The sequence below is a fragment of the Actinomadura geliboluensis genome (assembly GCF_005889745.1).
GTDB lineage: Bacteria > Actinomycetota > Actinomycetes > Streptosporangiales > Streptosporangiaceae > Spirillospora > Spirillospora geliboluensis.
The window spans coordinates 1-9,310 of the sequence record NZ_VCKZ01000359.1 but is presented as its reverse complement, the minus strand read 5'-3'; the positions used below and the strand labels follow the sequence as shown (position 1 = coordinate 9,310).

Sequence of the window (9,310 nt, the reverse complement as noted above, 5' to 3'; positions counted from 1 at the left end):
GGCAAGCTGATGGGTGGACGGGCGCGCAGGTGGGTGGACGGGCGCGCGCCCCCGGGCGGGAGGTCACCAGGGGGCGCGCGGGGAGCGGTCCCACCGTGGACGGAACGGTGGTGCCGCGGCTTATCGGGCGGCCGTCAGCCCTTGCGGGCGGTCAGCCGGAGACCGGCAGGTTGATGTAGCGCGGCCGGTAGATGCTGACGTCGCGGTAGTTGTCGTTCGCCGGGCCCTTGGTCGTGTCCAGGCTGTTCACGTTGTAGGAGATGACCAGGTTGCCGCTGGACGACAGCGACACGTGCTGGTGGGCGTTGTAGGTGAAGATGTCCGGGTCGCCGTAGGAGCCGAACTGGCCGGTCTCGGGCGTGCGGTAGACGGTCTGCTCGCCGGTGAACGGGCCCGCGGGCGAGCACGAGAGCAGGACGTCGATCTCGCTGCCGAACGCGATGTTCGCGTCCTGGTTGACCAGGATGTAGTGCGAGCCGCGCCTGGCCACGCTGAACTCGTTGGAGACGCCGCTCATCAGCCGGGCCGACGCGGTCTCCGAGTCCGACCATCCGTTGGACGTCCGGTACTCCCAGGCCGCGCGCAGGTCGCTGCCCTTCACCCGCGCGATGTGCAGGTACTTGGTGTTGGCCTTGGTGTCCGGGTCGATGTAGTCCTCGGTGCCGTAGACGTAGGTGTAGCCGCCGTCCTTGAACAGCGCCGACCCCCACTGGACGCCCGACGCCGAGGGCATCGCCGTGACCTGCATGGGCGCGGACAGGTTGCCCGTGGAGAACCGGGCCAGGACGTTGCTCTTGAACGTCATGTCCCAGCCGGTGCCGTTGTCCGGGTCCGGGTCGTAGTACTGGCGGTAGAGCTGCTGGACCTCGGCGCCGCTCTGGGTGAGGTCGCCCGCCCAGTACCAGTGCGCCGCCTGCGGCGGCGGCATCACGGCCTTCGGGGCGGCGGCCGTTCCGCCGTGCACGGTGGTCGTCCCGCCGCCCGTCCCCTGGACGACGAACGAGTTGTTGATGAACGGGGTCGTGCCGCCCTCCTCGATGACGACCGACCGCGACCCGTCCGCGTTGACCTTGCCGAGGAAGGTGTCGGAGTAGGCGTAGACGATGCGCCCGTCGGTGAGCTTCAGCGAGTAGGTCGAGTCGCCGCCGGTCCAGTCGTCCAGCAGGGTGTTGCTGTTGCCGTAGGCGGTGAACTTGCTGTTCAGCGCGGTGTTCTGGGTGGCCGTGCCGAACGTCGGCGGCGCGTGCCCGGAGCAGGTGGGCGCCGCGGCCGCGGAGGCGTGGCCCTTGCCGCGGGCCTTCTGGTGCCCGAGGCCCAGGCCGTTCGCGCTGGACGGGCCGTGGCCGTGCGCGTCGGCCGCGGCGGGGACGGCGGGCGCGGCCGCGAGGCCCGCGCCGAGCAGCAGGGAGGACGCGAGCACGGCGGCGCGCCCGCCCGTTCCGAGCACGCGCCGCCGGCGCCCCGCGCGAACCGGCGGGGGCCGATCGGGAGAGTAAGGACGGGAGGGGACGGACTCCTGCATGGAAACCTCCGCGGGGTCGCTGGCACGCGCCGCTCGGGCGCGCTGCGCCAACATCATCAGTGATCAAATGACTTGGTGTCTAGATCTTTTAGCGATCCGGCTTCAGGTTTCCGGCAGGCCGGTGTCCGGGAGAGCGGCGGGGTTGCGGGCCAGCAGCCCGCCGTCCACGCGGTGCTCGGCGCCGGTCACGAACGACGAGCGCGGCCCGGCGAGGAACGCCACGACCTCGGCGACCTCCGCCGCCGTCGCGACCCGGCCGAGCGGATGCGCCCGCCCCCACTCGGCGACCTGCGCGTCCTGGCTCGTCCCGCCGCGGAACAGGTCGGCGGCCCAGCGCAGCATCGGCGTGTCGACCGACCCCGGGCACACCACGTTCGCGCGGATCCCGTCGGCGGCGTGGTCCAGCGCCATCGCCCTCGTCAGGGCGTTGATCGCGGCCTTGCTCGCGCTGTAGGCGGCGACCCGGTCCTGGGAGACGAACGCCTGCACCGACGACATCGTGACGATCGTCCCGCCGCCCCGGCGGCGCAGCTCCGGCACGGCGGCCCGGCACGCGAGGAACACGCCCTTGACGTTCACGTCGAGGACCTCGTCCCACAGCTCCTCGGTGGTCTCCTCGACCGTCCCGTACCGCTGGACGCCCGCGCACGTCACGACCACGTCCAGGCCGCCGTGCCGGGACACCGCCGACGCGACCAGCGCGTCCATCCGCGCGGCGTCGGTGACGTCGGCCTCCACGCCGGCGACCTCCAGGCCGTCGGCGCGCAGCTCCGCCTCGGCCCGCCGGACGGCGTCCTCGCCGACGCCGCAGAACACCACGGCGGCGCCGTCGCGCGCGAGCCGCTCCACCACCGCCCGGCCGATCCCGAGCGACCCGCCGGTCACCACGGCGACCTTGCCCTCGAACTCCCTCACGTGCCCTCTCCCTCGATCACCGCCGCGCGCAGCCACAGGCTCCGCCGCGCGTGCGGCTCCAGCGCGAGCGCGGTGCCGTTCGCGACCGCCGCGGCCAGCCCGTCCGTCGGGTGGCCCGCGAACGGCTCCAGGCCCATCACGTACGCGCGGCCCCACCACGGATGCCCGGTCGTCGCCCCCAGCTCCTGCCACAGCCACAGGTGCGGCAGGACGGCCGCGTCCCAGCGCACCCGCAGGCCGAGGCCGCCGTCCGGATCGACGACCTCGTAGCGGCCCTCGTCCAGGCCGGTGAGGTAGACGATCTCACTCGGTTCGCCGCGGCCCGGGACGACGTCCAGGTCGATGGTCCCGCCGCCGGCGGCCGGGACGCGCGGCCAGTCGTGGGGACCGCCCGCGCGCACCCGCCGCCCGCCCGGCGCGATCGCCGTCTCGTGCGGGACGACCCGCGCGCCGCCCGGCAGCCTGATGCGGTGCCCGGGGCGCAGGAACGGCGCGCCGAACACGATGTGGTGGCCCCACATCGCGTGCAGCGCCACCCCCGACTCGTTGACCAGCTCCTCCTCGATCGCGAGTTCGGGCTCGCCGGAGCGGAGCCGGAGCGTCTTGGTCACCCGCAGCGGCATCCGCCGGGCCCGGACGGTGAGGCGCACGGCGACCTCGCCGGCGTCGTCGGCCACGATGTCGGCGTCCCACGGCAGCCCGGCCACCTCGCCGTGCTGCGCGAACGCCGCGCCCCGGTAGGTGCTCGGCGCGCCGCCGTTCGGCAGGACCTCCTGCCAGCCGCCCTCGTAGCCGTCGAGGAACGCGGCGGTGTCGTCGGCCGCTCCCCCGGCGAGGTCGCGCGGGTCGCGCAGGCCGTCCGGCGACAGCCAGACGAAGTCCATGTCGCGCGGCTTGTAGCAGAACTCGGCGATGTCGCCGCCCTTGCCCGCGAGGACGGTCACCCGCAGCAGCTCGTTCTCCAGCACCAGGGCGTCCAGCCCGGCCCGGGTGATCTCGTGGACGCGGGCGCCCCAGTTGCGGGACGGCCGGTGCCGCCGGCGCCCCATCAGCTCCAGTTCTCCGCGCCGCGGAACGGGTAGTGCTCGCCGGGCGCGTACCGGGGCCGCGGCTGGTACTCGTTCACGCCCGGCTCGCCGCGGAGCAGCAGCGCGGACGGGAACGGCAGCGGCTCCTCGGTGATGCGCGTCGAGGTCGGGATGTAGCGGATGGTCAGGCCGCAGCGCCGGTGCGGCGACTCGTTGGCGTTGCTGCCGTGCATGATGTTCGGGTGGTGGACCTCGACGTCGCCCGGTTCGAGGACGAGGTCGACGGCCCGCGACTCGTCCACGCCGACCGCGCTCTCCACGCCGAAGACCGCCCCGGCGTCGTCGCGCTCGCGGACGTCGTGCAGGTCCTCCTTGTGGCTGCCGGGGATGACGCGCAGGCAGCCGTTCTCGGGCGTGGAGCGGTCGATGGCGAGCCAGAGCGTGACGACGCGCATCGGGTCGAGCGGCCAGAACGCGCCGTCCTGGTGCCAGAGCACGGCCTTGCCCGTGTAGGGCGGCTTGGAGATGTAGGCGGACGCGAACAGGGCGATGTCCGGCCCGATGAAGCGCTCGGCGACGTCGAGCAGGCGGTCGTCGGAGACCAGCCGCACCCAGAACGGGTCCTTGGCGACCAGCTCGGTGGACAGGTCCTCGCCGGTGCGGTCGGGGTGGCGCTCCTGCAGCCAGCGGACGTGCCCGTCCGCCTCGGCGATCAGCTCGGGGTCGAGGACGTTCTTGAAGATCGCGTACCCGTCGTCGTCGTAGCCTCGCATCGGATCGTTGCCCATGGACGTCCCTTCTCTGGTGGAGCGACACCCGAAGTCTTAGTCATCAGATCACTTGTTGTCTAGATGTATTGTCGCCCTATCGCGGACGCCCCCGGAGAGCGGACGCCCCCAGAGAGGACGCCATGAGCGCGCTGGACACCCTGGCCGGCGGCGGCCGGCCCGCCCGGGTCGCCCTGATCGGCGAGTGCATGATCGAACTGAGCCCGGTCGCCCCCGAGCTGATGGCCGTCGGCTACGCCGGCGACGTCTTCAACACCGCCGCCTACCTCGCCCGGTGCGCGGCGCCGGAGACGGCCGACGTCCAGTTCGTCACCCTCATCGGCGACGACCCCTACAGCGCCCGGATGCGGGAGGCGTGGGCCGAGCACGGCGTCGGCTCCGCCCACAGCCGCGCCGTCCCCGGCGGGCGGGCCGGGCTCTACCTCATCCGCACCGACGAGCACGGCGAGCGGACGTTCACCTACTACCGCTCCCAGTCGGCGGCCCGCGGGCTGTTCGGCCCCGGCCAGCCGGCCGAGACCGACGAGGCCGTCGCCGCGCACGACCTCGTCTACCTCTCCGGCATCACCCTGTCGATCATCGGCCCGGCGGCCCGCGACCGGCTCCTGGACGTCCTCGACGAGACCCGGCGGCGCGGCGGCCTGGTCGCCTTCGACGGCAACTACCGCCCGGCCGGCTGGCCGTCCCCGGACGCCGCCGCGGCCGCGATGGCCGCCGTCCTCGCCCGCACCGACATCGCGCTGCCGACGCTCACCGACGACCGGGCCGTGTTCGGGGACGCCACCGCCGCCGAGGCCGTCGCCCGGCTGCGCGCCGCCGGGGTGTCCGAGATCGCCGTCAAGCTCGGCGAGCGCGGCTGCGTGATCGCCGGCGCCGAGGGCGCCGAGGAGGCCGTCCCCGCCGCCCCCGGGGTCGAGGTGGTCGACACCACCGCCGCGGGCGACGCCTTCAACGGCGGCTACCTCGCGGCCCGGCTCGCCGGACGGGGGCGCCGCGCCTCCGCTGAGGCCGCGACCGCCCTCGCCGCCCGCGTGATCGGCCACCGCGGCGCCCTGCTGCCGCCCGTCCCGCGCGGGGCCGGGAACCGGGCCGAAAACCGGCCTGGAGACGCCTCCGCACCCGCGAGGACCTGATCGCGGCGTGACGCATGCCTCCCCCGGCCCGGGTTTGGAACGCGTCCGTTCAGGTCGGCCCCGCCTTCGTAAGAAAGCCACGCGCGCCGAAGTCTCCCAGTGGGCCCCGCAGGCGGTAGTTTCGAAGCAGCGGGACCATCCTGCGAGGGAGTGACGTGACCGAGGAAACCGCTGCAATGCCGGCCAGTACGAAGTTGTCCGTCCGCGATGTGGTGACGGTGAAGCTGCCGGCCGCGAGCGCCTACCTGTCCGTGCTGCGGACGGCGACCGCGGGGCTCGCGGCCAGACTCGACTTCACGCTGGACGAAATAGAGGACCTGCGCATCGCCGTCGACGAGGCGTGCGCGATGCTGCTCGCCCAGGCCCTGCCCGGGACCGACCTGACCTGCGAGTTCGAGTTGACCGGGGACGCCATGCGCATCTCCGTGTCGGTGCTCACGGTGGACGGCGAGGAACCGAGCCGCGACACCTTCGCCTGGACGGTGCTGTCGTCCCTGGCGGGCGAGGTCGACGCGGCGGTGGGCTCCGACGACCGGGTCACCGTGACGCTGCAGAAGCGGCGCGGTGCGGCGGGGGCCCCGTGACGGAGAAGACGGAGGAGACGACGACGGTCACCGCCGCGACCAGCGAGCGGTCGGAGTCCGCGGTGCCCGACCGGGCACGGGCCCGCGCGCTGTTCGAACGCCTCGCCGAGCTTCCGGAGGGCGACCCGGAGCGCCAGCGCATCCGCGACCAGCTCGTGGAGCTGCACCTGCCGCTGGTGGAGTACCTCGCCCGCCGCTTCCGCAACCGCGGCGAGTGGCTGGACGACCTGATCCAGGTCGCCACCATCGGCCTGATCAAGTCGATCGACCGGTTCGACCTGGAGCGCGGCGTGGAGTTCTCCACCTACGCCACGCCCACGATCGTCGGCGAGATCAAGCGCCATTTCCGCGACAAGGGCTGGGCGGTGCGCGTGCCGCGCCGGCTGCAGGAGCTGAAGCTGTCGCTGACCAAGGCGATCAGCGACCTCGCGCAGCGCGAGGGCCGCGCGCCCACGGTCAGCGAGCTGGCCGCGCACCTGCAGATGAGCGAGGAGGAGGTGCTGGAGGGCCTGGAGTCGGCGAACGCCTACTCCACCGTGTCCCTGGACGCCCCCGACTCCGGCGACGAGGACGCCCCCGCGGTCGCCGACTCGCTCGGCATGGTCGACGAGTCGCTGGAGGGCGTGGAGTACCGCGAGTCCCTCAAGCCGCTGCTGGAGAAGCTGCCCGCGCGCGAGAAGAAGATCCTGCTGCTGCGCTTCTTCGGCAACATGACGCAGTCGCAGATCGCCGCCGAGCTCGGCATCTCCCAGATGCACGTGTCCCGGCTACTCGCCCGCACCCTCGCGCAGCTGCGCGAGGGCCTGACCGCCGACGAGTGACGCTGGTGACGATCATGTGAAAGGCCCCGGGACGCGCCGTCCCGGGGGCCTTTCACATGAGCGGTCAGTTCTTGGTGGGCTGCTCCTTGAGCCGGTCCATGAGGCGCCGGCTCAGGGAGCGCGGCTCCGCCAGCGCTCCCGCGGCGGCGGCCGGTTCCGGCCCCTTCGCCGCCGCGGCCTCCCGCGGCTCGGCGCCGCCCTCGTCCTCGTCGTGGTCCTCGATCAGCCAGGCGGTGCTCGGCGGGCTGAGGACGGTGACCAGCGCCGCGACCGCGACCGCGCCCAGCGGGATCGCGAGGGCGGGCTGGTCGCTCTGCCACAGCGACCAGGCGATCGGCAGCGCGAACAGCTGGGTGAGGACCGAGGGGGCGCGGCTCCACTGGTCGGCGCGCAGCAGGCCGCGCGCGCACGCGAGCATGCCCAGCCCGCCCGCGAGGGCGAGGACGGTCACCCCGATCGCGCTGGCGGGGTCGACGGCCGCGCCCGCCGCGGTCTCCACGCCGGTGAAGACGCCGAACCCGACGGCGGCCAGACCCTCGGCGCCCATCAGGGCGGCTGCGGCCTGCACGGTGAAGGGGCGCTCGCTCACACCTGAACCCTACTCGTCCGTCCGGCGTGCGCGTCCCATACCCTGACCGCGTGCGCGCCATGCTCATCGCCAACCCCAAGGCGACCTCCACCTCCCGGCGGGCCCGCGACATCCTCATGCGGGCCTTCACCGGCGACATCGACCTCGTGCTCGCCGAGACGGGGCACCGCGGCCACGCGACCGAGCTGGCCCGGCAGGCCGCCGTGGACGGCTACGACGTCGTGATCGCGCTCGGCGGCGACGGGACGGTGAACGAGGCGGTCAACGGCCTGCTCGCCGACGGCCCGTCCCCCGATCTCCCGGCGCTGGCGGTGCTGCCGTCCGGGAGCGCGAACGTCTTCGCCCGCGCGCTCGGCCTGCCGGGCGACCCGATCGGCGCGACGCGGGCGGTGCTGGAGGCGCTGCGCGCCGGCCGGTACCGCACGGTCGGGCTCGGCACGGCGACCCCGCCCGGCGGCCCGGAGCGGTACTTCACGTTCTGCGCGGGCGTCGGGCTCGACGCCGAGGTGATCCGCGAGGTGGAGGCGCGCCGCGCGGCGGGCGTCCGCGCCGACCCGTCGCTGTACGCGCGGACCGCCCTCCGGCATTTCTTCTCCGGCACGGATCGGCGGCGCCCCGCGCTCACATTGGAGCAGCCGGGACGGCCGCCGAAATCGGGGCTGTTCCTCACCTTCATCTGCAATACGTCGCCATGGACTTTCCTCGGCCGGCTGCCGGTGAATCCGACTCCGCGGGCGAACTTCGGGCGCGGACTGGACCTGTTCGGGATGCGTTCGCTGGAACTCGGCCCGACGGCGGCGGCGCTGGCCCAGATGATGACCGCGCGGACCCGCCCGGTGCAGGGCAGGCACGTCCTGAACGTGCACGACGCGGCCGAGCTCACGGTGCGCGCGGAGCGCCCGGCGGCCTTCCAGCTGGACGGCGAGTACCTCGGCGAACTGCGGAGCGTGACCTTCCGCTCGGTTCCGAAGGCGATACGCGTCGTCATTTGAGCGCACGGGGCCGGGCACGGCGCGGATCCGTTCGGTGACGCGCGTCATTTGCGGCGCATGCGCGGCCAGGTGAGAGCCAAGTAACACGTTCGACCCACGGGTGTGACACATGCGACACCCATACTTTGAGAATCCTTTCTCAAAGGTCTTGCGTCGTCCGGCGCCGCCCTGACACGCTCAAAGTGCGCCCGCAGGACAGGGACCCCGACGACGCCGGTCCCCCGCTCGCGGCGCCGCCGAACATTCACCCCTGGACCTGGCGGTGGTCTCCCGGGCGTTCGCGACATGTGAAACCGTTCACAAAAGTGGAGTTCCTCCACCACCTGACGAAGGAGTGGACCGCATGGACTGGCGCCACCGAGCAGCCTGCCGTGACGTGGACCCCGAGCTGTTCTTCCCGATCGGCAACACCGGGCCCGCGATCCTGCAGATCGAAGAGGCCAAGCAGGTGTGCCGGCGTTGCGACGTGAGCGACGCGTGCCTGCGCTGGGCGCTGGAGTCCGGCCAGGACTCCGGCGTATGGGGCGGCATGGGCGAGGACGAGCGCCGCGCCCTCAAGCGCCGCGCCTCCCGCGCCCGCGCCCGCGCGAACATCGGCCTCTAGCCCCGCCGCACCGCCCCTCCCCGTTCCCCGGCGACGCGGCGCCACCGCCTCAAAGCTCCCGGCAAGAGAGCACGTGGCGCCGCCCCGGCCGGAACCCCCTGGTGCCGGAACCTGTCAGAACCTCCGGTGGACGTGGTCCAGCGGTACGTCCACCACCACCTCGGTGCCCCCGCCCGCGCGGGGGCGGAAGTCCAGCCGGCCGCCCAGCTCGCCCACGATCAGCGTGCGGACGATCTGCAGGCCCAGGCTGGTGGTGCCCTCCACGTCGAAGTCCGCGGGCAGCCCGACACCGTCGTCCGCGACGACCGTCACCAGCCGCCGCCCGGCCCCCTCC

The 9,310-nt window shown here is 73.4% G+C and carries 11 protein-coding genes; 5 read left to right on the top strand and 6 right to left on the bottom strand.

The window, feature by feature from the left end:
• Positions 1-151: 151 nt before the first annotated feature.
• The 4 genes from ETD96_RS34555 to ETD96_RS34540 form a co-directional block, all read right to left on the bottom strand.
• Positions 152-1,447, bottom strand: a complete 1,296-nt coding sequence (locus ETD96_RS34555) for a DUF5005 domain-containing protein (RefSeq protein WP_240808444.1) — start codon at positions 1,445-1,447, stop codon at positions 152-154.
• A 177-nt stretch (positions 1,448-1,624) separates the two neighbouring features.
• Positions 1,625-2,437, bottom strand: coding sequence for an SDR family NAD(P)-dependent oxidoreductase (locus ETD96_RS34550; protein ID WP_138640683.1), 813 nt, complete (start codon positions 2,435-2,437; stop codon positions 1,625-1,627).
• A complete protein-coding gene (locus ETD96_RS34545; protein ID WP_138640682.1) occupies positions 2,434-3,486 on the bottom strand; it encodes a DUF4432 family protein in 1,053 nt (350 codons plus the stop codon). Before ETD96_RS34545 ends, ETD96_RS34550 begins: the two co-directional genes overlap by 4 nt.
• Entirely contained in the window at positions 3,486-4,253 is a 768-nt protein-coding gene (locus ETD96_RS34540; RefSeq protein ID WP_171069372.1) for a phytanoyl-CoA dioxygenase family protein, read from the bottom strand. The genes ETD96_RS34545 and ETD96_RS34540 overlap by 1 nt, the downstream gene beginning before the upstream one ends.
• Before the next feature lie 122 nt (positions 4,254-4,375).
• Here ETD96_RS34540 and ETD96_RS34535 point away from each other — a divergent pair, with 122 nt between their 5' ends.
• The 3 genes from ETD96_RS34535 (at position 4,376) to ETD96_RS34525 (ending at position 6,791) form a co-directional block, all read left to right on the top strand.
• Entirely contained in the window at positions 4,376-5,386 is a 1,011-nt protein-coding gene (locus ETD96_RS34535) for a sugar kinase (RefSeq protein WP_138640681.1), read from the top strand.
• A 155-nt stretch (positions 5,387-5,541) separates the two neighbouring features.
• Positions 5,542-5,970: an ATP-binding protein gene (locus ETD96_RS34530; protein ID WP_067794237.1), complete on the top strand. Its 429-nt coding sequence runs from the start codon at positions 5,542-5,544 to the stop codon at positions 5,968-5,970.
• A gap of 62 nt (positions 5,971-6,032) precedes the next feature.
• A complete protein-coding gene (locus ETD96_RS34525; RefSeq protein ID WP_026401215.1) occupies positions 6,033-6,791 on the top strand; it encodes an RNA polymerase sigma factor SigF in 759 nt (252 codons plus the stop codon).
• A 64-nt stretch (positions 6,792-6,855) separates the two neighbouring features.
• Here ETD96_RS34525 and ETD96_RS34520 read toward each other — a convergent pair whose 3' ends face one another.
• A complete protein-coding gene (locus tag ETD96_RS34520; RefSeq protein ID WP_240808443.1) occupies positions 6,856-7,380 on the bottom strand; it encodes a hypothetical protein in 525 nt (174 codons plus the stop codon).
• Between the two features lie 50 nt (positions 7,381-7,430).
• Between ETD96_RS34520 and ETD96_RS34515 the strand changes: the two genes are divergently transcribed.
• On the top strand, positions 7,431-8,372 hold the full coding sequence (locus ETD96_RS34515; protein ID WP_138640680.1) for a diacylglycerol/lipid kinase family protein: 942 nt from the start codon (positions 7,431-7,433) through the stop codon (positions 8,370-8,372).
• A 343-nt stretch (positions 8,373-8,715) separates the two neighbouring features.
• On the top strand, positions 8,716-8,976 hold the full coding sequence (locus tag ETD96_RS34510; protein WP_138640679.1) for a WhiB family transcriptional regulator: 261 nt from the start codon (positions 8,716-8,718) through the stop codon (positions 8,974-8,976).
• Positions 8,977-9,090: 114 nt separating this feature from the next.
• Here ETD96_RS34510 and ETD96_RS34505 read toward each other — a convergent pair.
• Positions 9,091-9,310, bottom strand: a 220-nt coding sequence (locus tag ETD96_RS34505) for an ATP-binding protein (protein ID WP_338072635.1), incomplete at its 5' end; no start/stop codon positions are given.

Coding starts and splice junctions, on each gene's coding strand:
- ETD96_RS34545 (WP_138640682.1), bottom strand. CDS start 3,486: ATGGGGCGCCGGCGGCACCGGCCGTCCCGCAACTGGGGCGCCCGCGTC.
- ETD96_RS34540 (WP_171069372.1), bottom strand. CDS start 4,253: ATGGGCAACGATCCGATGCGAGGCTACGACGACGACGGGTACGCGATC.
- ETD96_RS34535 (WP_138640681.1), top strand. CDS start 4,376: ATGAGCGCGCTGGACACCCTGGCCGGCGGCGGCCGGCCCGCCCGGGTC.
- ETD96_RS34510 (WP_138640679.1), top strand. CDS start 8,716: ATGGACTGGCGCCACCGAGCAGCCTGCCGTGACGTGGACCCCGAGCTG.